Raw genomic sequence first — 23,705 nt, 5'->3', positions numbered from 1 at the left:
CCGCCACGAGGGACCGGGAGGCGCCGTGCCAGAACAACGAACGAGTCGGTGGCTGCCGGCCGGACGGGCCACGCCACGCTCCCGGCGGCCCGGCTCGCCGACGCCGTGCAGCGCTGGTGGGCCCGGCACATCCCGGCCGAGTTCGGCGCGGCCTGCACCTGCGTCCACGCGGTGCCCGCCGTGGCGGCCGCCACGGCCGGCGGTCCCGCGCCCCGGCCGGTCGAGGAGGCGATGGCCGACATCGTCCACCGGCTGTACCGTACGGGTCTGCTGACGCGGCGCCAGGCGGGCGCCGCGGGCGAACTGACCACATCATGACGGCGGCGCCGCGCGACGCCCCGGAACCAGAGGAGACGACCGTGACAGCGGCGCAGACCCAGCACGATCCGGCCGAGCAGCACTTGGCCTACCGGCGCAGCCGGAAGGCGATCGCCACCCTGGTGGCCGGGCTGCCGGACCCGGCCGCCGTCGGCGTGTCCGCCTGTCCGAACTGGAGCGTGCGGGACCTGATCGGGCACCTGGTGCACATCTGCGAGTCGTTCGTCGCCCTGGAGGACAGCCAGATCGACCTGGGCCCGCTGGAGGGCGTCCCGGCGGCCGAACTGCTCGACCGCTGGGACGGGTTGGACGGCGCGCTGCTCGAGGCCCTGGGCCATACCCCGGAGCTGCGCCGGCGGATCCTGCTGCTCGACGTGTTCTCGCACGAGCTGGACCTGCGGCTGGGGCTGGACGCGCCCGCCGAGCCGACCGCGCACCCCGCGTTCGACGGTGCGCTGGACCTGAGCACCATGGGCTTCGGCCTGGCGGTGCACGGCGGCGGGCTGCCGGCGTTGCGGATCGAGACCCCCGGGCGGGCCTGGGTGGTGGGCGAGGGCGCCCCCGCCGCTACCGTGCGCGGGGTGGCGGTGGACGTGTTCCGGTCGCTGACCGGCCGCCGCACCTGGCCGCAGATCGAGGGCCTGGAGTGGTCCGGGGGATCGGCCGGGAAGTGGGCGGAGGCGTTCGCCTGGGGCCCGTTCGCGCCGCCCGCGGCCGAGGTGGAGCCGCTCGTCGGGCGCTGAGCGGGTCCGGCCGCCGCGCGCCGTGCGGCGGCCCCTCACGTCCCGGTCAGGGCGGGCGCGTGTACCGGGGCGGTGCCGGGGGCGGGCCGCCGCAGGGAGTCGGGCTCCGGCAGTGCCGGCAGGTCCGGCGCGGTGAGCAGCGCGAGTTCGCCCACCGGGCGTTCGCCCGACGGAAGTTCGCCCAGCGGGGCGTCCAGCCGGGCCCGGCCGAGGCCGGGGTCGGTGCCGTCCCGGCGGGCTGTTTCGGCGGCCACCACCTCCCGGACCGGCTCGGGCACCGGTTCGGCGCCGACCCGGTCGACGGCCGCCGTGCCGCGGGCCGGCGCGTCGGCGATCCGCGGATCGGCCGCCGCCCGGTCCAGGTCCGGCGGCAGCGGCGCGGCCGGCAGCAGCGACAGCGACGTGCCCGGCGTGGCCGTCGCCCGGACGGACGCGCGCATCAGGCCGATCAGCACCCGGAGCACCGGGCCGAGCGCCTGGCCTGGCCTGGGCGTTCGGCGGCAGCGGGCCCAGGAAGATAGTGACGGAGGACATGCCGGTGCTGGAGGAGGCGCCAGTCAGCAGGACCGCGGGCGAGGGCCGCTCACCTGCCTTCCGCCAGGCGCTCCTCGGAGACGGTGGCGTCCTCCGGCTGCGAGGCGATCCGGCTGCGGGTCACCGAGTTGCCCAGGCCCAGGCCGTCCACCAGGCGGTTGATGAAGGCGAACAGGGCGGCGGTGAACACCGCCTCCAGCATCTCCTCGTTGCTCCAGCCGGCGGCCTCGGTCGCAGCCCAGTCCTCGTCGGTGATCCGGAAGGCGCCGGTGCCGACCTTGGTGACCAGGCGCATCAGCGCCTTGGTGCGCTCGTCGATCGGCAGCTCCTCCACCGAGGGGGAGTTCTCGATCGCGTCGGTCAGCTCCCGGGGGCCGCCGAACTGGGCCAGGAACCAGTTGTGGGTGCCGACGCAGTACGGGCAGCCGTTGACCTTGGAGCTCCAGGCGGAGATCATCTCGCGGGTCGCGCGCGGTAGCACCCCGTCGTTGAAGACTCCGCCGTATCCGGCGATCACGACCTCCAGCAGGTCGGGGCGGCTGGAGACCAGCCGGAACATGTCCGGCACGAAGGGGATGCCCATCCGCGACTTGATCGCGTCGTACAGCTCCTTCGTCCGGCCCTCGGCCTCGGCCTCCTCCACCAGCGGGACGCGAACCGTGCTCAGCACATTCGGATCGGTCATGGGTAATCGCCTTCCCTTTCGACGGTACGGGTCGCCCCGCAGGCCTTTCCGAATACCGGGGGGACGCGTGGAATTCCTGCCCGGCTGGCAACTTCGTGGTTCTCCTCATGGTGGCAGGAACACTGCGGGCTTCTCGTCTCTCAGATTGCCCTGGATGCGCCGGCCCCGGACGCTGTCCGCCCGGCCCGGCGGCACGGGACAGAGCCGCGGGGTCTCGGGATCGGGTCCGGTCGGCGGCCGGACCGGGGCCGGCGCATCCAGGGGCAACCGTCCCGTCGCCGAGGTGGGATACCGTGCACCGTCATCGAGGGGCGATACAGGGGTTTGTCATGGGACGACGGGTCGAGAGCGCGCAGCCGCAACTACGCCGTCAGCTGGGCGTGTTCGACGCGGTGGTCGTCGGTCTGGGGTCGATGATCGGCGCGGGGATCTTCGCCGCGCTGGCTCCGGCCGCCGCCGCGGCCGGGTCAGGCCTGCTGCTGGGACTGGCGCTCGCGGCGGTGGTGGCGTACTGCAACGCGACCTCCTCGGCGCGGCTGGCCGCCCGGTATCCGCAGTCCGGCGGGACGTACGTCTACGGGCGGGAGCGGCTGGGAGCGTTCTGGGGCTACCTGGCGGGCTGGGGGTTCGTCGTCGGCAAGACCGCGTCCTGCGCCGCGATGGCGCTGACGGTGGGCGGCTACGTGTGGCCCGGCCAGGCGCACGCGGTGGCGGTGGCCGCGGTGGTGGCGCTGACGGCGGTGAACTACGCGGGCGTGCAGAAGTCCGCATGGCTGACCCGGGTGATCGTCGCGATGGTGCTCGCGGTGCTCGCCGCCGTCGTGGCGGCCGCGCTGACCTCGGGCGGTGCGGACGCGGTCCGGCTGGACATCGGTGCGGACGCCACGGCGCACGGGGTGCTGCAGGCGGCCGGCCTGCTGTTCTTCGCGTTCGCCGGCTATGCCCGGATCGCCACCCTCGGGGAGGAGGTCCGCGACCCGGCCCGTACCATCCCCCGGGCCGTCCCGGTCGCGCTGGGCATGACGCTCGTCGTCTACGCCCTCGTCGCCGTCGCGGTCCTCCTGGTGCTCGGGTCCGAACGCCTGGCCGGCGCCGCTGCGCCGCTGGACGAGGCGGTGCGGGCGGCGGGCGCGGACTGGCTCACCCCGGTGGTACGGGCGGGGGCGGCCGTGGCCGCGCTCGGCTCGCTGCTCGCCCTGATCCTCGGGGTCTCCCGCACGACGCTCGCGATGGCCCGCGACCGGCACCTCCCGCACGCTCTGGCGGCGGTCCACCCCCGGTTCCAGGTGCCGTACCGTGCCGAGCTCGCGGTCGGCGCCGTCGTCGCGGTGGTGGCGGCGACCGCGGACGTGCGCGGGGCGATCGGGTTCTCGTCCTTCGGGGTGCTGACCTACTACGCCGTCGCGAACGCCTCGGCCTGGACGCTGACCCGGGCCGAGGGCCGCCCGCCGAGGCTGGTTCCCGTAGTCGGTCTGGCCGGCTGCCTGGTGCTGGCGTTCGCCCTGCCGGCGTCCGCGGTCGTCTCGGGCGCGGCTGTCCTGGCCGCAGGGGCCGCCGCCTACGCGGTGCGCCGGGGCGTCTCCTCGTAGGCCGGGGTCGTCGAGTGCGCCGGCCTGGGTTCCGGAGGCCGTCGCCCGGACGGTCGAGCTCCTCGGACGGCCCCGCCGCCGGGGCCGGACGGCCGCCCTGTGGGTGGGTCGCGCGGCCGAGCGGGTCTGGCCGTGAGGGGCACGTGAAAGGTGCGGCGGGGCGCCGGCATCGTTGCCGAGGCCGCCGCGGTCGCGACGGAGAGCCAACCCGGCCTCGACGAGTCGCCGGAGCCGGTCGTCGGTCGTCGGGCGTCCGGCGACCGTGTTCATCGGCGCGGGCCGGTCGCTCGGCCCGTCAGTCGGCGAAGAGGTGCGGGTTGAGCGGTACGGGCGCGGCGGGGGCCTCGTGCTCGTGGCGGAAGTGGTGGATCCGGGCGTCCGGGCCGGGGAAGTACTCCGTCACCCGGTCGCTGTCGGACCAGCGCACGTCGTACGGCGGGCTGCCGTCCGGGTGGTGCAGGCCGATGATCTCGCCGTCCCTCCTGGTGGCGCCCGGCCGGGTGCCCTGGACGATGATGCGGTCTCCCACGGCGGCTTTCATGCCGTCCTCCTGCGGTCGGTACGGGACGGGGCCGGCCGCCCGTACCTCCATGACACCACCGGAGGCCGGGCACGGCAGGGGCCGGAAGGTCCCGGGCCGGTGGCCCGTCCGGCCCTGGGAACGCGGCTCCGGGCCGGAGAACACACACCGTCACCGCCGTCACCACAGGCCCGGCTCGGCCTCCCGGCCCGCCCTTCGGCCGGTGCGCGGTCGGACGGTACGGGGCCAGGACACCGTTCGGCCGGGCGGGGCCGGTCGGCCCTCCCGTAGCGCAGGGCGGGCGGGGAAGCTGGAGGAGACCGATCGGCGAGGCCGAGGAGGCGTGCCATGTCCACCGTCCATCCGCCGCGCACCACCGCCGAGGCCCTGCTGGCCGACGGCACCACCGTCGGGATCCGTCCGCTCGGCCCGCAGGACCACCAGGCGGTGCTCGATCTGCACGCCACCGGGATGTCAGAGGAGAGCCGCCGGATGCGGTTCCTCGGGGTCAGCCGCAACGCGCCGGGGCAGGCCGCCGACCGGCTGTGCGGTCCGCCGGTGACCGGCCTGCTGGCGCTGGGGGCCTGGACGGGGGAGGAACTGGTGGGCGAGGCGGACTGCGAGCTGCTGGACGACCCGCCGGAGACGGCCGAGCTGGCCCTCGCGGTGGCCGACCGCTGGCACCACCGGGGCGTGGCCACCCTGCTGCTGGAACACCTGGTGCATGCTGCCCGGGCCGCCGGGATCCGCTGGTTCGAGGCCGACACCCTGTGGGGCAACCGGGCCGTCCATCGAGTCTTCGCCGACCTCGGCCTGCCCGTCCAGCGCCGCTACACACAGGGTGAGGTCAGGATCCGGGTACCGCTGGACGAGAGCGACGAGCACTACCGTTCGGCGGTGGACGAACGCGGCCGCCGGGCCGACGTGGCCAGCCTCGCGGCGCTGCTGCGCCCGGCCTCGGTCGCGGTGGTCGGGGTGTCGCGCCGGGAGGGGTCGGTCGGGCGGACCGTCCTGGCGAAGATCCGGCAGGGCGGATTCGTCGGGGCTCTCTGGGCGGTGAACCCGCACACCGGGCAGATCGACGGAGAACCCGCGTACCCGTCCGTCGGCGAGCTGCCCGCCGTGCCGGACCTCGCCGTGCTGGCCGTGCCCGCCGCCGCGGTCCCCGGGGTGGCCGAGGAGTGTGGCGCCGCCGGGGTCCGGGCGCTGGTGGTGCTCACCTCCGGACTCTCGGCGGAGGAGGCCCGGCGGCTGATGCGCGCCTGCCGTTGCCACAGCATGCGCCTGGTCGGGCCGAACAGCCTGGGCATGGCCCAGACCGATCGCTCCATCCGGCTGGACGCCGAGTTCGGAGGCGCCTTCCCCCGGCCCGGCACCGCCGGGGTGGCCGTGCAGAGCGGTGGCGTGGGAATCGCGCTGCTGTCGCGGCTGGCCTGGCTGGGCATCGGGGTGTCGAGCTTCGTCTCGCTCGGCGACAAGTACGACGTCAGCGGCAACGACCTGCTCTAGTGGTGGGAGACGGACGGCCGGACCGACCTCGCGCTGCTCCACCTGGAGTCCTTCGGCAGCCCGCGCGCCTTCGCCCGTACCGCCCGCCGCGTGACCCGGACCGTCCCGGTGCTCACCGTCGACGCCGGACGCTCGACGGCCGGCCGCCGGGGCGCGGCCTCGCACACCGCGGCCGCCGCCACCCCGACCGTGACCCGGGAGGCGCTGTTCCGACAGGCGGGCATCACCGCCACCCGGAGCATCGAGGAACTCGTCGAGGCCGCCGCCCTGCTGCACGCCCAGCCGCTGCCCGCTCCACGCGGAGCGGTCGCGGTGGTGTCCAACGCGGGCGGCATCGGCATCCTGGCCGCAGACGCCTGCGCCGAGGCCGGACTGGTGCTGCCGGAACTCCCTCCGGGACTCGGGAATCTGCTTCCGCCCGGCGCCTCCGTCCGTAACCCGGTGGACACCACGGCAGCGGTGCTTCCGACCGAACTCACCCTTTTCCTCCGCGCGTTGGAGCAAGAGGAGGCCGTCGACGCGATCCTGGTGTGCCTGGTGCCGACGGCACTGTGCGCCACCCCCGCGCGCGAACCGGTGCGCGCCCTGCTGGAGGGCCCGGCCCGGCGACGCGTCCCGATCGCCGCCGTGCTGCTCGACCAGCAGGTGCCCGTCCGCTACCGGACCTGCGCCGACGGCGGCGTGCTGCCGGCCTACTCCGACAGCCTCGCCGCCGCCCGGGCCCTCGCGCACGCCCGGGACCGGGCCCGGTGGCTCGCCGAAGCCCCCTCCGCACCCGCCGAAGCCCCGGACTGCGACCGGCGTACCGCCCGCAGCCTGATCGACGGCTACCTCACCGCCCACCCCGACGGAGGCTGGCTCGACCCGCTGTCCACCGCCGACCTGCTGGAGGCGTACGGGCTGCCGCTGGCCGCCTCGGTGTGGGCCCGGGACGAACACATGGCCTCCGTCGCCGCCACCGGTCTGCGCCGGCTCGGGTACGAGGGGAAGGTGGCCCTGAAGGCGTACTGGCCCGGCCAGGTACACAAGAGTGCACTGGGCGCCGTCCGGACCGGCCTCGCCGCCGACGCCGAAGTGCGCGCCGCCTACCATGAGTTCACGCGGAAGTTCGGTCCCGAGCTGGCCGGAGCGGTGGTCCAGCCGATGGCGGCGCCCGGGGTGGAACTGCTCGCGGGCGTGGTCCAGGATCAGGTCTTCGGCCCACTCGTCGTCCTCGGCCTGGGCGGCACCGCCGCCGACGTCCTGGCCGACCGGACGGCCCGGCTGGCCCCGCTCAGCGAACGCGACCTGACCACCATGGTCGCCGAACTCCGCAGCGCACCAATGCTGTTGGGGAACGGCGGCGCGCCCCCGGTGGATCTCGCCGCCGTGCGGTCCGTGCTCGCCGGGCTGTCCCGGCTGGCCGACGACTTCCCGGAGCTCGTCGAGGCCGACCTCAACCCCGTCATCGCCCGCCCCGACGGCGCGGTCTGCGTGGACGCCCGGGTCCGTCTCGAACGCAGGCCGTCCTTCGACCCCTACCTGCGGCGGCTGCGGCGCCCGGCGACCGCCGAAGGGACGTGAACACCGTGAAGCACAGCATCCTCGACGGCACGGCGGCCGACACCTTCCCGTCGTCCCATCCCGCACCGCCCGCCGCCCGCACCCGGGTCCGCGACTGCATGAGCCGCCCCGGGGTCGCCGTCACCCCCGGGACGGACTTCGCCACCGTCGCCGCCGTGCTGAGCGCCTCCCGGCGGGGCATCGTGCCCGTGGTGACGGCGGACGGTACGGTCACCGGCGTGGTCGCCGTCTCAGACCTGCTCGCCGCCTACGCCGAGGAGGACCCGCAGCGGGAACTGCTGGCCCGCGACCTGATGGCCGCCCCGGCGGTCACCGCCACCGAGGACCTGAGCACCGCCGAGGCGCTCGCCCTGCTGAGCCGCAAGTCCCTGCACCACCTGCCCGTCGTGGACGCCGACGGCCACCTCACCGGCCTGCTCTCCTCGCACGACCTGCTCGACGCCCTGCGCCGCGACGACGAGGAGATCCGTGCCGAGGCGCTCACCCTCGCCCTCACCCCTGGTACTGGCATCGTCCCCGGCGCACTGCACATCCGTTGTGAGCGCGGCCGCGTCTGGGTGGCCGGCCGCACCCGCACCCGCGGCGACGCCGGGGCGCTCTGCCTCCAGATCGCCCGCATCGAGGGACTCACCGGCCTCGCCGACCACCTCGCCTGGGACCTCGACGACGGCGGGCCACCGGCCGGCTGACCGCACCCCGGCCCACAGCGGAACGACCGCCACCGGGCAAGAGTTCGGCCGCGACGGTGAACCCGGGGCGGCGGGCGCGTCGCCACCCCGCACGGTCAGGGAGCGCCCGCCACGGCAGGCCCGGGCCCGCCGGTACCGGAATGCCGGCGCGTCAGCCGTACCGGACGGCCGCCACCGGGCAGCGCGTGTGGCGGGGCAGCGCCGACAGGTCAGGACGGCGGGAACGGGGCGTTCGTGGCCGCGTCGGTGACACCGGCGCGGAGCAGTTGGTGTCCGAGGTCCACCAGGGCCCGCCCCGCCGCGTACTCGTCGCCGATCTCCGGTACGGGGTCGTCGTGGGGGTTGCGACGGGCCGTGGTCCGGCTCTCCAGCGTGTTGTCGCCGGTGTCGAGTACGGCGTGCACCTTGGTGACGTCCCCCTCCTCGAAGAGGTCCAGGCGAAGGGTCCACCGTTTGGTGCGGGCCGGCTGGGGTGCGGTGCCCTCGTTCATGTTCGCGTCCGTTCGTTCGGGGGCGGGCCACGCGGGCCCGTCCACGGGGACCGGTGCCGCCGGTGTGTCCGCGCGGCCCGCCGGGACGGGGGCGAGGCGTGTCCGGTACCTCCATCGTGGGACCACGGGCCGCGAGTCCGCGAGGGGAGCGGGCCCGGCGGCGGACGGACCGGCCGGGACCGCGACGCCGGTGGTCAGCGTCCGCCGCCCGGGGCGGAGGGCACCGTGACGACCGGGCAGTGGGCGCGGTGCAGCAGGCCGTGCGGGACGGACCCGAGCCGCATGCCGGTGAACCCGCCACGCCCACGACGCCCCACCACGACGGCGAGCGCGTGCTCGGAGGCTTTGGCGAGTTCCTCGACGGGGTGGCCGCGGATCACCTCGTGCGTGAGCGTGACATCGGGGTGGACGGCCCGGCGTCCGGCCGTGGTCTCGCCCAGCCGCCGCCGCAGGGTCTGGACGGTCGCGCCCTCGTCGACGTGGCCGTCCAGGTGCGACTGCCAGACCCAGACGGCGCGCAGCGCGGCCTGCCGCCGTTCGGCGAGGTCGAAGGCGAAGTCCACGGCCGCCCCGGACGACGGGCTGCCGTCCACACCGACCACCACGTACGGCGGCTCCTGGGTGACGTGCTCGGGTTCGCGGACGACCACCACCGGGCAGTGGGCCTGGGCGCTCACCGGGACGGTCACCGAGGACGTGCTCAGCACCTCCTCCAGCCGGTTCAGCCGGCGCGAGCCGAGGACGACGAGTGCGGCGTGGGCGGACTCCCGGCAGAGGAGCGGGGCGGGTGCCGCCTCCTTGACGGCGGTGGCCACCGGCAGGTTCGGGTGCCGTCGGCGGGCGAAGGCCGCGGCATCGTCCAGGGCCCGGTCGCCGCGCTCCCGCAACTCCTTGAAGGCATGCGGATCCTCGGACACCGGCGGAAGGGCGTGGACCATCCGCAGAGAGAGTCTGCGGCGGTCGGCCTCGTCGGCCGCCCAGGCCACCACCATCCTCCCCGGGGTGAGGGTGTCCACGCCGAGGACGACCGGGCGGCGCTCGCTGGCGGATGTCATGGCTCCTCCACCGGATCGGCCGGCCGGTCCGTGACGACCGGCCCTGCTCCCACGGTAGGGAGACCGGGGCGTTCGGTGCGAGGGCCGTCCGGCCCCATGCGGGAGGGCCGGACCGCACGGGGCACCGGTTGTCCGGCCCGCAGCCGGTTCTCGATCAGCCGCCGGACGTCGCCGGTGTGCCGGCGCAGACGGCCGGAGACGGCCACGGCCGGCGGCTGCGGAGCGTTGATCCGACGTGCACCGGCGGGGAGCCGGGCCAGGTCGGTCTCGAAAGCGGCCCGGGCCCGGGCGAGCGGAGGCCGTGCGGCGGTCCGCTCACCGCCCGACATCACCGTCTCCAGCAGCGGGATGGTGTCCTCGGGCGCGGGATCGTCCCGCAGTGCGACCGTGTCGGTGCACCCCGGCCCGCGATACACCTGCTCGGCCCCGGGCATCACCGCCAGTGGCGGACCGGACGAGTACGGCATCGACCGGCTGGTCCACGCCGGCGCACCGCACGTCGTACGGTGGACTGCTCCGGTCCGGCCGGCTCACAGACTGAAGGTGTGTCTCTCACCGGGCCGGACGATGGTCGGCGCTCCCCGGAACCGGATCTGGACGGGCTCCTGGCGGCTCTGCCGCAGGCTCACCGTCACCGCCCGCCGGTCGGTGGCGATCACCACACCCCAGTGGCCGCGGTAGCGGAGCTCCAGCTCCAGGCGGCCAAGGGCGGACGGCAGACGGGGATCGAGCCAGAGTGCGTCCTCGCGGATCTCCAGGCCGGTGTAGCAGCGTTGCAGCAGGTCGACCGCGCCGGCCATCGCGCCGAGGTGGATGCCCTCGGCGGTGGTGCCGCCCTGGGCGTCCCGGAGGTCGGCCACCAGGGCGTCGCGGAAGTACCGCCAGGAGGCGCGGCGGTCGGAGCGGGTGAGCACCCAGGCATGCACCACGGAGCTGAGCGTCGAGCCGTGGACGGTACGCCGCAGGTAGTACCCGGTGGTGCGGCGCAGCAGCTCGTGCCCGGCAGGGTAGCCGAGCCGCCGGAGCAGGTCGCGGACCTCGCGGGCGGAGAACAGGTACCAGAGCATCAGCACGTCCGCCTGCTTGGACACCCGGTAGCGGTTGACGGTGTCGCCCTCGGCCTCCAGGATCCGGTCGAGCCGGCGCAGGTCGGGGTAGCGGTGCCGGTAGGCCGTCCAGTCGAGTTCGTCGAGTCGTTGGTAACCGTCGAACTGGCTGAGCACCCCGTCGTGGAAGGGGACGTGCAGACGCCGCCCGACGTCCTGCCAGCGGTCGAGCTCGGCGCTGTCCAGCGCCAGTCGTTCCAGCAGTTCGTCGCGGCGGTACTCCGGGAGGATCCGTACGGTGTCCAGGGCGCGGGCCAGCACCCAGGAGGCCAGCACATTGGTGTAGGCGTTGTCGTCCAGGCCGGGACCGGCCGCCCACGGGTAGGCGTCGTGGTACTCGTCCGGGCCGAGCACACCGCGGATCGAATAGCGTTTCCGCCGGGGGTCGTAGGTGGCGGTCGAGCACCAGAACCGGGCGATCTCCAACAGCATCTCGGCTCCGGCCTCGGAGAGGAAGTCCATGTCACCGGTGGCCTGGTAGTACTGCCAGACGTTGTAGGCGACCGCCGAGCCGACGTGCCGCTGGAGGTGGCTGCGGTCGGGCAGCCAGCGGCCGGAGAGCGGGTTCAGGTGCAGCCGCTGGGACTCCTCGCGGCCGTCGCTCGCGCTCTGCCACGGGTACATGGCGCCGCGCAGTCCTGCTTCGCGGGCGCTCTGCCGGGCGGCGCCCAGCCGCCGGTGGCGATAACGCAGGACGGCCCGGGCGAGTTCGGGGAAGCGCGGGTTGAGCAGTTGGAGGACGAACAGTTCGTCCCAGAAGACGTGGCCCCGGTACGCCTCGCCGTGCAGCCCGCGGGCCGGGATGCCGACGTCGAGGTCGGCGGAGTGCTCGGAGTACGTCTGGAGCAGGTGGAACAGGTTCAGGTGCAGCGGGCCGGCGCCGTCGAAGTCCGCCTCGATCCGGCAGCGGCCCCACAACTCCGCCCAGCGCACGGAGTGTTCGGTCAGCAGCCGGTCGAAGGCGGCGGCCTGCGCGGCCAGGAGCCGGGAGGCGGGCAGGGGCGCCTCGATCGCCGGGTCGCGGGAGGTGTGGACCGCGACGGTCTTCTCGATCGTCACCGGGCGGTTCCGCCGGATCTCCACCGCGAGGGTCTGGGCCGCCCGGCCGTCCCGGAACTCCTCGGTGCGGTGGGCCGGGACGGGCGCGCCGCCCGCGTGGTGCAGGCGGGTGCGGGCCGCGAGCGCGATGTGCAGCGGCGACCCGATGGCGGCGACCTCCAGCCAGAGCAGACCGTCCTCGTCCACGCCCTGGCCGACGGGGAGGAGGTGGCGGTCGGCCAGGCCGCGGTAGCGCGCGACTCCGGTGTTGGTGACGGTGCCGTCCAGCTCCGAGCGGATCTCCACCGGACCGGACCAGTTCTCCGCCGTCAGCGTGCACTGCAGGACGAGCAGGTGCGGTTGCGCCTGGCTGGCGATCCGCCGCTGGACAAGCCGGGTCCGGCGCCCGCCGGAGTCCACCACCAGGGCGGTCCGGGTCAGGACACCGCGCCGGAGGTCGAGCTCCAGGGCCTGCTCGGCGGGCGGGCCGGTGAACCACGTGCCGCCGACGGGGCGGAAGGTCAGGGGCAGCCAGTTCGGGGTGTTGATCAGGTCCTCGTTGGTGACCACCCGGCCCGCGACCGTCGAGGCGGCGCGGTCGTAGCAGCCGGCCAGGTAGGTGCCCGGGTAGTGGACGCAGTCGGCGACCGACTCGGGTGCGGCGCCCCGGCTGACGAGGTAGCCGTTGCCGACCGCGCAGAGGACCTCCCGCAGCCCCTCCTCGGCCGGGTCGAAGCCCTGGTAGCACAGGGTCCACGGATCGGGCATCGCGGCGTTGGCCGCCGTCGTCGTGGCGGTGTCCGGTTCCACGCGCGGCCTCCGTGCTGTCGGCGTCCTTCCAGTCTGCGCAACGGGCCGTCGGGCCGCTCCCCGGCCGAGCCGAGCCGCTCGTCCACCGTTTCCGGTACCCGGTCGGGGCGGAGCCGGACGGCCGGTCCTTCTCCTCCGGTGCGCTGCGGTGGTCCGGCGCGCAGAATCGGTGGGGAGAGGACACCAACACCCGGGGAGCCGGCGATGGACGTGACCGAGCCCGTGCAACCCGCCGAGTCCGCGGGGCCCGTGCGGGTGTTCCTGCTGGACGACCACGAGGTGGTCCGGCGTGGGGTGCGCGATCTGCTGGAAGCGGAAACCGACATCGAGGTCGTCGGTGAGGCGGGCAGCTGCGCGCAGGCGCTCGCCCGTATCCCGGCGCTGCGGCCGCAGGTCGCCGTCCTCGACGTCCGTCTGCCGGACGGTGACGGGGTCACCGTCTGCCGGGAGCTGCGCGACCGGATGCCGGATCTGGTCTGCCTGATGCTGACGTCCTTCGACGACGACGACGCCCTGCTGGACGCGATCATGGCGGGTGCCGCAGGCTATGTGCTGAAGCAGGTCAAGGGCGCCGACCTCGTGGGCGCGGTGCGGACGGTGGCCTCCGGTCAGTCCATGCTCGATCCGGCGACCACGCGCAAGCTCATGGAGAGTCTGCGCCACCACGAGGAGACCGACACCGGGACGGTCCTGTCCCAGCTGACCCCGCGTGAGCGGGAGATCCTCGCCCTGGTGGGGGAGGGCAAGACCAATCGGCAGATCGGCCAGGAGCTCTACCTGGCCGAGAAGACCGTCAAGAACCACGTCTCGCGGCTGCTCGCCAAGCTGGGCGTGGAACGGCGTCTCCAGGCGGCCGTGCTCGCGGCCCACGCCGACCCGGAACACCGGTCCGACCGTTCGCGCTGAGGCCGACCGGCCCCGCCGACAGAGCCGGTCGGCCCAAGCGCGGAGCCGGGTCCGGGCAGCACGGTGGGGATGAGGCAACCGCCGGGGGACACCGTGCCCCGGCGGCGGACCGCCCTCCTGCTGACGGCACACCCCGGGAGACCGCCATGTCCACGCTCGCCCTCGACGCCACCGCCCTGGAGAAACTGGTCTCCGCCGCGGTCGCCGCCCCCTCGATCCACAACAGCCAGCCCTGGCACTTCCGGCTCCAGCCCGAAACCTCGATCCTGGAGGTGCGCGCCGTGCGGGAGCGTGCCGTGCCGGCCGCGGACCCCCAGGGGCGGGCGATGCACATCTCCGTCGGCGCGGCGGTACTCAATCTGCGGGTCGCCGCCCGCCACCTCGGCTGGGCACCCGTGGTGCGCCTGCTGCCCGACCCCGCCGAACCGGACCTGTTCGCCGGCGTCCGGCTGGACGAGGCGTCCCCCGTGCGGCTCCCCGGCACCGAGGAGCTGTACGACGCGATCTGGCACCGCCACTCCATCCGTACCCCGTTCACCGGACGGCCCGTCCCGGCGGACGTCCTGGACCAGTTGGTGGCGGCCGCGCGGGTGGAGGGGGCCACGCTCCAGCTGCCCGACCGGCAGGAGACGGCCCGGCTGCTGGAGATCACCACCGAGGCCGAGCGCCGCAGCACCACCGACCCCGCGCAGCGGGCCGAGAGCCGCAGCTGGATCCGGAGCGGGGACCAGCCGGCGTACGGAATCCCGGTCCACGCGCTGGGCCCGCAGGACCGGGCCGGCCGGCTGCCGATGCGGGACTTCTCCGCCATCCGTCCCACCGAGCACCAACCGTTCGCGTCGTTCGAACGCGAGCCGCGCATCGCGGTGCTCACCACCGAGCACGACCGCCCCGAGGACTGGCTGCGCACCGGGCTCGCCCTGGAGCACGTCCTGCTGACCGCCACCGTGCACGGTGTCCGGGCCTCGCTCCTGCACCAGGCGATGGAGTGGCCGCACCTGCGCTGGACCACCAGGGAGCCGCACCAGCGGCCGGGGCACGTGCAGATGCTGGTCCGGCTCGGCTACGGCCCCGAGGGCGCGCCCACGCCCCGCCTGGCGGCCGCCGATGTCCTGGACCGGGAAACCTAGGGCAGCGGGACGCGCCAGGCCAGTTCGGTGCCGCCGCCGGGCCGTGCCCGGGCGCTGAACGTGCCGCCGAGCTCGACGGCCCGTTCGGCCAGATTGGCCAGCCCGCTGCGTCGACCGTCCTCGGGGAGGCCCAAGCCGTTGTCCGTGACGGTGAGTGTCAGGTCGGATCCTGCCGTCAGCGACACGTCGACCGCGCTCGCGGCGGCATGCCGGGCGGCGTTGGACAGCGCCTCCTCCAGCACGGCGACCGTGCCCTCCGCGATCAGCGGTGGCACCGTGACATCGAGCAGACCGGCCATCCGCAGACCCGGCGCGAAGCCGAGAGTCCGCGCCGCACGCTCGACCACCTGGACCACCTGGGAACGAAGCCCCTTCGACGCGGGGCCGGCTTCGCGGGCGCGCAGGCCGAAGATGGTGGCCCGGATGGTCTTCGCGGTCTCGTCGAGGTCGTCGATCGCCCGCAGGACCCGGTCGGCGGCCTCCGGGTGGTCGATGAAGCGGACGGCACCCTGGAGGGTCATCCCGGTGGCGAACAGCCGCTGGATGGCAAGGTCGTGCAGGTCGCGGGCGATCCTGTCGCGCTCCTGGAGCAGCCCGACCTGTTCGGAGTCCCGACGCCGCTCACCCAGCTCCATGGCCACCGCAGCCTGGCCCGCGAAGCCCAGCAACGGCCCGGACTCGTCCTCACCGAACACGGGCGATCCTGTCGCGCGGGCCAGCATCAGCACCCCGCGCACCCCGTGCCCCGCAATGCCGATCGGTACCGCGACGGCGGGTCCCAAGCCCTCCCAACGCGGCGGACCGACGGTGATCCTCGGGTCGTTCCGTACATCGCAGCTCACCACGAGCCCGCCGGTCCGGGCGGCGGCGCCGACGAAGGAGCCGTCCAGCGGGAGGACCAGGTCGCGGTGCTGCTGTTCCCCGAGTCCGACGGCGGTCCGCACCTTCAGGTCGTCGGAGCCGGGCAGTGGCAGCGCGACCACCGCGAGGTCGGCGCCGGCGATCCCGGCCGCCCGGGCGAGCAGCAGGTCGAGCACCTGCTGCTCGGAACTTCCGGACAGCAGACTGCTGGTGATCTCCGCGTTGGCCGTCAGCCAGCGCTCGCGCAGCCTGGTCTGCGTGTACAGACGGGCGTTGTCGATCGCGACCCCGGCGGCCACGGCCAGAGTGGCGAGCACCGACTCGTCCTCGGCGTCGAACTCGCCGCCGCCCCGCTTCTCGGTCAGGTAGAGGTTGCCGAACACCTTGTCCCTGACCCGGATCGGCACCCCGAGGAAGCTCCGCATCGGCGGATGGTCGGCCGGGAACCCGTAGGACGACGGATGGTCCGAGATCCGGCCGAGCCGCAGTGGCACCGGGTTGCGGATCAGCTCGCCCAGGACCCCGTGACCGGACGGCAGCGCTCCGATCCGCTTCACCTGTTGGTCGGTCATACCGACCGGGATGAACTGGGAGAGCCGCTGGTCCTCACCGATCACCCCGAGTGCGCCGTACCCGGCGTCCACCAGGGTGACCGCCGCCTCGACGATGTGCTGCAGCGCCTGGGTCAGTTCCAGCTCCCGGCCCACCGCCAGGACCGCCTCCAGCAGGCTGTGCACCCGGTCCCGGGTGCCGCGCGCGGCGTTCAGCCTGGTCTGGAGCTCGTCCAGCAGGTCGTCCAGACGCAGGTGCGGCAGAGGAGTCGAACTCTCCGCTTCGCTGCCCACCGGTTCCTCCGAGACTCGCCGGGTGCCACTGCCCAGACTAGACGCGGCGGCCCGGGCGCGTCGTGTCCCGCTGGGCCACCAGGGCCCATCGGCCCCAGGCGCCGGCCCCGCCCGGCCCATGGCGATCACCCGTCGCCCGAGGAACGCTGGAGGGGAGGACGGGACGGCACCGCAGCCGTCGCGCTCCGGCAAGGTGCGACAGGAGTGACCAGGCCATGAAGGCGCTGACCTACCACGGACCGGGCCGTCGGACCTGGGGCGACGTCCCCGACCCCGTGGTGCGCGACCCCATCGAGGCGGTCGGCGTCCCCGCATCCTTCGAGCTGTGCACCCGCGCCTACGACATCTTCGCCGACGCGGACACCGACGGCGCCCTCAAGGTCGCGCTCTTCCGGACGTGAACCCGACACCGGCGAGCCAAGGAGCACACGGTGAACCAGAACCTCCACAACGAAGCCGTCCGCCGCGTCGATCCCGCAGCCGTCGCGCGCAGGGTCGCCGATCGCTGTTCCCAACTCGGCCTGACCGATGAGGTGCTGGCGAACCAGGCGGCCATGGCGCCGCGCTACCTCAAGTACCTTCTGGAGACCGGACCGGACTTCGACCCGGGTGGCTTCCTGCGGATCGCCGCCGCCCTGCGGCTCACCTACCAGGAACTGGTCGAGGGGCGCGCCGACGCCCCGCCGGGACAGCCGGACGCCGGGCCGCGTCCGCTGCTGGTCCACCTCACCACCGCCGAGTGCTGGGACAGGGTCGGTACCCATGGTGTGGGCCGGATCGCCCTGCCCGTCGAACCGGGCCCCGCGGTCTTCCCGGTCAACTACACCGTGGACGCCGCGACGATCGTCTACCGGACAGCCGCACAAGGCGCCGCGGCGCCGGACGACGGAGCCTCGGTAGCGTTCCAGGTCGACCGGATCGACGATCACCTGAGCCAGGGCTGGAGCGTCCTCATCCTCGGCAGAGCCGAGCACGTCGACGACCCCGACACCGTCCGTCACCTGCAGCGGCTGCCCGGCACCACGCCGTGGGCCGGCGGCGACCGACCGCTCTGGGTACGCGTCCGCACGGAGAAGATCACCGGCCGCCGGGTCGGCAGCGGCAGGTCGCCGACCCTGGCGGGCGACTTCTGACGCGCTGATTCGAAACGTCCGGGGAGACGTGGCGACCACCAGGGCGGGAACGGCCGCCCGGGGACGGGCGATCGGGGACGGCTCTCCGGTTACGGCCGACGCCCGCCCCGGGCGCCGGTTCGCCCAGGCCTCAGGGACGGACAGCGCCGTCCCGCGCCGTCGAGGGGGGGCACCCGGCACAGCGCGATCTCCGCCGCGATCCGTTCGGCCAGCGGTGCCACGACGGCCGCGACCGGTGCCGACAGACCGGTGCCCAAACTGCCGTCGGCTCCTTCGACGGCGTAGACGACGAGCCGCCGGGGGAGGCGGCCCAGCACCCGGGCGAGTTCGACGGAGATACCCGACCCGCCAGGGCCGACCGGCCCACCCGCCCGGTACCGGCCAGCCCTGGCCGCAACGCCGGGCGCGGCGCTTCCCTGGGAGGCGAGAAGCATTCCGAGGGAGGCGCACCATGCCGCAGACCGAGGTCCCCTTCGAGCAGAGCCTGATGCACACCCGGAGCGGCCGTACGATCGCGATCTCCCGGTACGCCCCGGAAGTCCTGCCGTTGGACCAGGGCCGCATCGTCCTGGAAACCGCCTGTGAGCCGTACGACCGTGACGCGGTCTGGATCCTGTTGACCCCCGGCGAGGCCGGGGACCTGGCGTCGCTGCTGGTGCGGCAGGCCGCGGCCGTGTCGATCGCCCCGGAGCGGTAGCGATGCGGATCGCCGACGTGATGATCACCCCGCCGGTCACGGTGCCACCACGGGCGACCGCACGACAGGCAGCGCGCCGGGTGGAGACCGAGGCGGTCGGCTGCGTGCTGGTCGCCGGTGACGACACCTTGCACGGCGTCGTCACCGACCGGGGCCTGGCCGTCCGGGTACTGTCCACGGGCACCGACCCGGAGACGCCGGTGTCGGAGTTCATGTCCGCACCTGCCGTCACGGTCGACGCGACCGACGATCTGGAAGCCGCCTACCGGGTCTTCCGCCGTGCCGGGGTCAGGCGTCTGCCGGTACTCGACGGACACCGCCCGGTCGGCTTCTGTGGCTGACCGGACCACTCGGAGCACGTCGCCCCGACCGATGGCGGGCAGGCACGGGGCACGCGAGTCTGGATGGTAGGAGCCGTTGGCATGAGCGGCCCCGGACCGGCGACGTGGGCCCGTCGGCTCAGGAAAACCGGGCACTACGACGTTTCGCCGCGACGATCTGGCAGGAGGAGCGATGAATGATCCGGTGATTGTGGGAGTGGACGGTTCCGGACGGAGCCTGCGCGCCCTCGTGTGGGCGGGAAACGAGGCGGTACTGCACGGCTGTCCGTTGCACATCGTGCATGTGCTGCCCGGCTGGGAGTTCGACGCCCCGTTCTTCCCGCCCGGACGCTCGCAGGGCCTCAGCCGACGGGGTGCGGGCATCCTGAAGGAGGCGGAGGCGATCATCAAGGAGAGCCATCCCGGTCTGGAGGTGGGGTCGGCCCAGTTCCCCGGTTCCCCCGCCGAGATCCTCCGCGCGATGTCCGAGCAGGCGCACAGTGTGGTGCTCGGCGCCCGGGGGGAGGGCGGTTTCTGGAACCTGCTGGTCGGTTCGGTCGGTCTGCAGGTCGCCGGGCACGCGGCGGGCCCGGTGGTGGTGGTCGGGCAGATCACCACGGGCCATCGCAGAGTGGTTGTCGGCACCGACGGTTCCCCGCATTCCGACAGCGCCCTGGAGTTCGGATTCGAGGAGGCGTCGCTGCGTGGGGCGCGTCTCCAGGTGTTGCGGGCGTGGAGCATGCCGAATCCGGCCGGCACCGACGGGGCCGAGGTCGACCCGGACGAGGAGGAGGCCCGGCAGCGGAGCGAAGTGGACGAACAGCTCGGCGACCTCGTCCAGCGGTTCCCCGATGTCGAGGTCGAGCGTGACGTGGTCCGCGGAGGAGCCGCGCCACTGCTGGTCCGTGCCTCCGACCGGGCCGATCTCGCGGTCGTCGGCTCGCGTGGCCGGGGCGGCTTCCACGGTCTTGCTCTCGGATCCGTCAGCCACGCTCTCCTGCACTACGGCATCTGCCCCGTGGCTGTCGTGCGCCCCCGCCCCCACAAGGTGCGGGAGTGACGGAGCGTCTGCGACAGGTTCAGGGCGACCCGATCGCCCGCTGACGTCCACCCGAGGGCTCCGGGTGGTGGGACGTTCCACCGTCCAGCCCTGCCCGGGGCGCCGGCCGAGAGGTCGCTCCGGCGGCCGACCCGCGCTTGCACCCGCAGGATCGTCCTCCCGTGCCGGGTCGGCGTACGGACCCGGCAACGGTGACCGGATGTCCCGGGCCGGTGGGCCGACCGGCTCCGCCCGTCGCCCGCGCCGCCGACGGACCATGGGACGGGAGGCTCGAATGCATCGGATGATCGCACGCATGCTGGTTCCCGTTCTGCACGCGGCCGGAAAGTCCGGACCCGGGCCTGTGCGGCGGCCGTCGAAGCCTGGGCCGCCGACATCGGCGCCGCAGTCGCCGGGCTGGCGGCGATGGCTGCTGCCGGCCGTCCTCGCCGTCACGGTGCTGGCCCTCCTGCTGACGCACAGCCGTCCCGGAACAGAACCCCGTTACGCCTACAGCGACTTCGCGGGCAGGGTGGACGCGGGCCAGGTCAAGACGGTCGACATCACCGACAAGGGCGCGATCACCGGCACGCTGAAGGACGGGACGAGGTTCACCACCCAGATCCCGACCGCACTGGACAACAGTCAGCTCACCAGACAGCTGCAGACCCAGCACGTCGCGATCACCGCGACCCAGAGCGGCGGCGGCTCGATCCTGTCGACCCTGTTCGTCTTCCTGCCGTTGATCGTCATCGCCGCGCTCTTCCTCTGGTCGGGGCGTGCGGTCTCAAGGACGATGACCGGTGGTCTGAGCGCGATCGGGCGGTCACGGGCGAAGATCATCGAGGCGGAACGGCCGAGTACCCGGTTCATCGATGTCGCGGGCTACGAGGGCGTCAAGCAGGAGGTCAGCGAGGTCGTGGACTTCCTGCGCAGCCCCGAGCGGTACGCCGCAGCCGGGGCCAAGGGACCCCGTGGCGTGATCATGGTCGGCCCGCCCGGCACCGGCAAGACCCTGCTCGCCCGCGCGGTCGCCGGAGAGGCCGAGGTCCCCTTCCTCTCGGTGACCGGCTCGGCTTTCGTCGAGATGTTCGTCGGCGTCGGGGCCTCCCGGGTCCGGGACCTGTTCGACGATGCCCGCAAGCGAGCCCCGTCGATCATCTTCATCGACGAGATCGACGCGGTCGGCGGTCGGCGCGGCGGCGGTAGCAGGCTGGGCGGCAACGACGAACGGGAGCAGACCCTCAACCAGCTGCTCGCCGAGATGGACGGCTTCGACCAGGGCACCGGCATCGTCGTCCTGGCCGCCACCAATCGCCCGGACGCGCTCGACCCGGCGCTGCTGCGGCCCGGCCGGTTCGACCGCCAGGTCACCGTGCCGCTGCCCAGCCAGGCCGAGCGGGCCGCGATCCTCGCGGTCCACGTCCACGGCAAGACGCTGGCCCCCGATGTCGACCTCGACCGCGTCGCCCGCGGCACCCCCGGTTTCTCCGGCGCCGACCTGGCCAACCTGGTGAACGAGGCCGCCATCAACGCGGTACGCGCCGAGCGCGCCACCATCAGCGCGCAGGACCTCGACACCGCCCGCGACCGGGTGCTCCTCGGCCGCCGCGAGTCCTCCAACGCGCTGCTCCCGGAGGAACGCCGCTCGGTCGCCGTCCACGAGTCCGGGCACGCCCTGATGGCCGCGTTGTGCGCACACGCGGACCCGGTCGCCAAGGTGACCATCCTGCCCGCCGGCGTCACCCTCGGTGCCACCGAGCAGCTGCCCGAGGCGGAGCGGCACCTGTACAGCGAGAGCTACCTGACCGACCTGCTCACCGTCAAGCTCGGCGGCCGGGCCGCGGAACTGGTGGTCTTCGGGGAGGGATCGACCGGCGCGGCGAACGATCTGGCCAACGCCACCGCGCTCGCCACCCGGATGGTCCGCGAGTTCGGCCTGTCCAGCGAACTCGGGCCGGTGGGATACGCCATCACCACCCCGCAGCACCTCGGCGAGAGCCCGGAGGACCTGCTGCGCCGGCCCTACTCGGAGCAGACCCAGCGCACGGTCGACCAGGAGGTGGCCCGGCTGCTCCGGGAGGCCGAGGCACGGGCGGTCGGGCTGCTGCGCGGTCACCGCCGCGAGCTGGAGGAGCTGGCCGGGCTGCTGGTGGAGCAGGAGACCGTGGACGGCAAGGTCGTTCTCGGCATCGTGAACGGGAACCCACGGCCGGCGCAGCCCCGCCGGCCGCAGGAAGGTCGGAGGTGACGGGCGGAGCGGTGACGGGCGGAGCGTCGACGGAGCAACGCCCGCAGTACTCGGTCCGCACGCAGGACCACCATGAGGGAGCGGCGCCCGCTGCCCGAGCCCCGGATTCCGCGAGACTCCCCTCGGGCGGCCCACGAGGGACCCTCGGCAGCCGTACGACGAGGTGCTCGCCTTCGCCTTCGAGGAGGCCTCGGTGTGTTCGGTGCCACTGCGGGTGGTCCATGCCTGGAGCCCGCCGGGTGGCAGGGCACACCTGTCCTTCGGAAGCGGCGGCGGCCAGGAGAAGGACTTGGCGGCTGCCGAGGAGCGGGCCCTCGCGCAGATACCGGCACCCTGGCGCGAGCGCTGTCCGAACGTGGAGGTCGCGACAGCTTTGGTGTCCGGCAGTCCGGAGGTCGCTCTGGTGGAGTCGGCGTCGCGGGCCGGGCTCCTGGTGGTCGGCCGCCACGTCCGGCGCGTGCCCGTCGGACCGCACCTGGGTGCGGTCGCACATGCGGCGATCCACCATGCGCTCTGCCCCGTCGCGGTCGTGCCGTTCAGCTGACCTGACGCCGGGTTCTGCCGGTCGTTCGACCGGACCGGCATCCGCGCCGCGGTTGCCGGATCTGCCGGTCAACCGGTTGACCGGCGTCCCTGGTCCACAGGCCGCCGCGGCCGGCGGTGCCGATCGGACGGCCTTTCCCGGGTCCGGGCGGTCCGCGGGTGGCGTGGTGCGCCGATTCACGCAGCCGAGGCCTCGGGCGCGGGCGGCACGACGACGACGGGAACGTGGGCGTGGTGGATGACCTCGGTGCTGGTCGAGCCGAGCGCGAGGCGACCCCAGATGCCGGCGCCCCGGGTGCCCACCACGAGCAGGCTCGCGTCCCGGCTCGCGTGCAGCAGGACCTGCGTGGGCCGGCCGCGCTCGCAGTGGACCTCGACCTCGACGAACGGCTCGCCGACCTGTCGGCGTAGCTCGTCGACCGAGTCCGTCACCTCGCGCGCGACGATGTCGTGCAGGTGTGTCGGAAACTCGCCGCTCGTGCGGGGCCAGGCAGCCCCGCCCAGATCCGACCGCCCGGTGTGGCTGGAGCCGTAGGCGCAGACGGCCCGCACGGTGACGCCGCGCACCTGTGCCTCGCGGAGGGCGAAGAGCACGGCGCGACGGGCGGGCTCCGAGCCGTCCGTACCGACCACTACCGGGCCGGCGGAACCGTGAGTGGAAACGTTGCCCATGGTGACCTCCGACGGTGTGCGGCCGGTGAGCGGGCCGGCGGACTCCGCGACTCCGGTAGGTCCGAGGGAGGGCGCGGTCGCCGACCTGTCCGCTGTCCTCCATGGTCCTCCGCCTGTCTCGCCGTGGCACGTCCGTCCCCGTCGTGAGCTCGCGCTCCGTCGGATCAGCGGCATCGGGACGGCTCCGAGGGCGCCGTCGTTCGCGCGTGCCCTTGAGGCTCTTGCCCGGCGCCTGCCCGGATCCGGGCACCTTGATCCGGGCACCTTGACAGACGTAGCACAAGCGCGGTGAACCCGGGGGGGAACATCGAGCCCGTGCGTTCGTGGTCGTGCACTGGACGCCTCCGTCGGTGGCCGACCCGTGTACGAGGGCCTGGGAGCACGAGGGCCTGGGAGCACGAGGACTTGGGCGCGGCGTTCAGGATCAGTGCCTGAGCGCCGCGCTCTTCCTTGACGGTGGAAGAGCCCGCCGCCGTTGGCCCGGGAGGTCGCCGTCGCGGCCATGTCGGCCCCCTGGGGGTCAGTTCGACTTCGAGAGGCCGTCGGATCGGGGGAGCGGTTTTCTAGACGAGTAGATCCGAAGTTCTGGCCCGCCAAAGGGCAGAGGGTGTCCAAGATCAGTTTGTGACGACCGACCTGAACACCCTCTTGACCGCAC

General features: G+C 73.9%; 22 protein-coding genes and 1 pseudogene. 14 read left to right on the top strand and 9 right to left on the bottom strand.

The window, feature by feature from the left end:
* The first annotated feature begins 48 nt into the window (after positions 1-48).
* Entirely contained in the window at positions 49-318 is a 270-nt protein-coding gene (locus tag ACIO5D_RS36345) for a hypothetical protein (RefSeq protein ID WP_400800450.1), read from the top strand.
* Positions 319-359: 41 nt separating this feature from the next.
* Positions 360-1,061 (top strand): maleylpyruvate isomerase family mycothiol-dependent enzyme, encoded by a 702-nt coding sequence (locus ACIO5D_RS36340; RefSeq protein WP_363612800.1) that lies wholly within the window; start codon positions 360-362, stop codon positions 1,059-1,061.
* Positions 1,062-1,096: 35 nt separating this feature from the next.
* On the opposite strand, the gene ACIO5D_RS36335 is transcribed toward ACIO5D_RS36340, so the two are convergent.
* Both ACIO5D_RS36335 and ACIO5D_RS36330 read right to left on the bottom strand, forming a co-directional pair.
* Positions 1,097-1,525, bottom strand: a complete 429-nt coding sequence (locus tag ACIO5D_RS36335; protein WP_363612802.1) for a hypothetical protein — start codon at positions 1,523-1,525, stop codon at positions 1,097-1,099.
* Positions 1,526-1,644: 119 nt separating this feature from the next.
* Positions 1,645-2,280, bottom strand: a complete 636-nt coding sequence (locus ACIO5D_RS36330) for a carboxymuconolactone decarboxylase family protein (RefSeq protein WP_400762460.1) — start codon at positions 2,278-2,280, stop codon at positions 1,645-1,647.
* A 329-nt stretch (positions 2,281-2,609) separates the two neighbouring features.
* Between ACIO5D_RS36330 and ACIO5D_RS36325 the strand changes: the two genes are divergently transcribed.
* Positions 2,610-3,869, top strand: coding sequence for an APC family permease (locus tag ACIO5D_RS36325; protein WP_363612806.1), 1,260 nt, complete (start codon positions 2,610-2,612; stop codon positions 3,867-3,869).
* Between the two features lie 295 nt (positions 3,870-4,164).
* On the opposite strand, the gene ACIO5D_RS36320 is transcribed toward ACIO5D_RS36325, so the two are convergent.
* Positions 4,165-4,410: a DUF1918 domain-containing protein gene (locus ACIO5D_RS36320; protein WP_363612808.1), complete on the bottom strand. Its 246-nt coding sequence runs from the start codon at positions 4,408-4,410 to the stop codon at positions 4,165-4,167.
* 327 nt (positions 4,411-4,737) lie between these two features.
* On the opposite strand from ACIO5D_RS36320, the pseudogene ACIO5D_RS36315 reads away from it, so the two are divergent.
* Positions 4,738-7,461: pseudogene (locus ACIO5D_RS36315) on the top strand (GNAT family N-acetyltransferase).
* 5 nt (positions 7,462-7,466) lie between these two features.
* Positions 7,467-8,150: an HPP family protein gene (locus ACIO5D_RS36310; RefSeq protein WP_400800446.1), complete on the top strand. Its 684-nt coding sequence runs from the start codon at positions 7,467-7,469 to the stop codon at positions 8,148-8,150.
* Positions 8,151-8,359: 209 nt separating this feature from the next.
* Here ACIO5D_RS36310 and ACIO5D_RS36305 read toward each other — a convergent pair whose 3' ends face one another.
* The 4 genes from ACIO5D_RS36305 to ACIO5D_RS36290 form a co-directional block, all read right to left on the bottom strand.
* Complete coding sequence (locus tag ACIO5D_RS36305) at positions 8,360-8,641, bottom strand: dsRBD fold-containing protein (RefSeq protein ID WP_363612810.1); 282 nt, start codon at positions 8,639-8,641, stop codon at positions 8,360-8,362.
* Between the two features lie 194 nt (positions 8,642-8,835).
* Positions 8,836-9,696: a universal stress protein gene (locus tag ACIO5D_RS36300; protein WP_400800443.1), complete on the bottom strand. Its 861-nt coding sequence runs from the start codon at positions 9,694-9,696 to the stop codon at positions 8,836-8,838.
* The gene (locus ACIO5D_RS36295; RefSeq protein WP_400800440.1) at positions 9,693-10,163 is read right to left on the bottom strand and encodes a hypothetical protein; all 471 of its coding nucleotides are present in this window, start codon (positions 10,161-10,163) and stop codon (positions 9,693-9,695) included. Before ACIO5D_RS36295 ends, ACIO5D_RS36300 begins: the two co-directional genes overlap by 4 nt.
* A gap of 63 nt (positions 10,164-10,226) precedes the next feature.
* Positions 10,227-12,650, bottom strand: coding sequence for a glycoside hydrolase family 65 protein (locus ACIO5D_RS36290; protein WP_400651046.1), 2,424 nt, complete (start codon positions 12,648-12,650; stop codon positions 10,227-10,229).
* Between the two features lie 204 nt (positions 12,651-12,854).
* Here ACIO5D_RS36290 and ACIO5D_RS36285 point away from each other — a divergent pair, with 204 nt between their 5' ends.
* Positions 12,855-13,556, top strand: coding sequence for a response regulator transcription factor (locus ACIO5D_RS36285; RefSeq protein ID WP_363612818.1), 702 nt, complete (start codon positions 12,855-12,857; stop codon positions 13,554-13,556).
* 146 nt (positions 13,557-13,702) lie between these two features.
* Positions 13,703-14,686, top strand: coding sequence for an Acg family FMN-binding oxidoreductase (locus ACIO5D_RS36280; protein ID WP_400800436.1), 984 nt, complete (start codon positions 13,703-13,705; stop codon positions 14,684-14,686).
* Here ACIO5D_RS36280 and ACIO5D_RS36275 read toward each other — a convergent pair.
* Positions 14,683-16,392 carry a GAF domain-containing protein gene (locus tag ACIO5D_RS36275; RefSeq protein ID WP_400800433.1) on the bottom strand — a complete coding sequence of 570 codons (1,710 nt, stop codon included), beginning with the start codon at positions 16,390-16,392 and terminating at the stop codon, positions 14,683-14,685. The genes ACIO5D_RS36280 and ACIO5D_RS36275 overlap by 4 nt on opposite strands.
* A 215-nt stretch (positions 16,393-16,607) precedes the next feature.
* On the opposite strand from ACIO5D_RS36275, the gene ACIO5D_RS36270 reads away from it, so the two are divergent.
* The 7 genes from ACIO5D_RS36270 to ACIO5D_RS36240 all read left to right on the top strand — a co-directional run bounded on the left by ACIO5D_RS36270 (position 16,608) and on the right by ACIO5D_RS36240 (position 22,376).
* Positions 16,608-16,793, top strand: a complete 186-nt coding sequence (locus tag ACIO5D_RS36270) for a hypothetical protein (protein WP_400800430.1) — start codon at positions 16,608-16,610, stop codon at positions 16,791-16,793.
* Between the two features lie 30 nt (positions 16,794-16,823).
* Positions 16,824-17,525, top strand: coding sequence for a pyridoxamine 5'-phosphate oxidase family protein (locus ACIO5D_RS36265; protein ID WP_400800428.1), 702 nt, complete (start codon positions 16,824-16,826; stop codon positions 17,523-17,525).
* 451 nt (positions 17,526-17,976) lie between these two features.
* Positions 17,977-18,222, top strand: a complete 246-nt coding sequence (locus ACIO5D_RS36260) for a hypothetical protein (RefSeq protein WP_363612828.1) — start codon at positions 17,977-17,979, stop codon at positions 18,220-18,222.
* 2 nt (positions 18,223-18,224) lie between these two features.
* Positions 18,225-18,563: a cyclic nucleotide-binding/CBS domain-containing protein gene (locus tag ACIO5D_RS36255; RefSeq protein WP_400800425.1), complete on the top strand. Its 339-nt coding sequence runs from the start codon at positions 18,225-18,227 to the stop codon at positions 18,561-18,563.
* Between the two features lie 172 nt (positions 18,564-18,735).
* Positions 18,736-19,602: a universal stress protein gene (locus ACIO5D_RS36250; RefSeq protein ID WP_400651001.1), complete on the top strand. Its 867-nt coding sequence runs from the start codon at positions 18,736-18,738 to the stop codon at positions 19,600-19,602.
* A 295-nt stretch (positions 19,603-19,897) separates the two neighbouring features.
* Entirely contained in the window at positions 19,898-21,832 is a 1,935-nt protein-coding gene (gene ftsH / locus ACIO5D_RS36245) for an ATP-dependent zinc metalloprotease FtsH (RefSeq protein WP_400800423.1), read from the top strand.
* 163 nt (positions 21,833-21,995) lie between these two features.
* Positions 21,996-22,376 carry a universal stress protein gene (locus tag ACIO5D_RS36240; RefSeq protein WP_400800421.1) on the top strand — a complete coding sequence of 127 codons (381 nt, stop codon included), beginning with the start codon at positions 21,996-21,998 and terminating at the stop codon, positions 22,374-22,376.
* A 176-nt stretch (positions 22,377-22,552) separates the two neighbouring features.
* Here the strand turns inward: ACIO5D_RS36240 and ACIO5D_RS36235 are convergent, their stop codons facing one another.
* Positions 22,553-23,047: a universal stress protein gene (locus ACIO5D_RS36235; RefSeq protein WP_363612838.1), complete on the bottom strand. Its 495-nt coding sequence runs from the start codon at positions 23,045-23,047 to the stop codon at positions 22,553-22,555.
* Positions 23,048-23,705: the final 658 nt, after the last annotated feature.

It is taken from the genome of Kitasatospora sp. NPDC087315 (assembly GCF_044744345.1).
In the GTDB taxonomy this organism is placed as follows: Bacteria; Actinomycetota; Actinomycetes; order Streptomycetales; family Streptomycetaceae; genus Kitasatospora.
The sequence above is the reverse complement of the archived record's forward strand: the minus strand, read 5'-3'. Positions and strand labels throughout refer to the sequence as shown.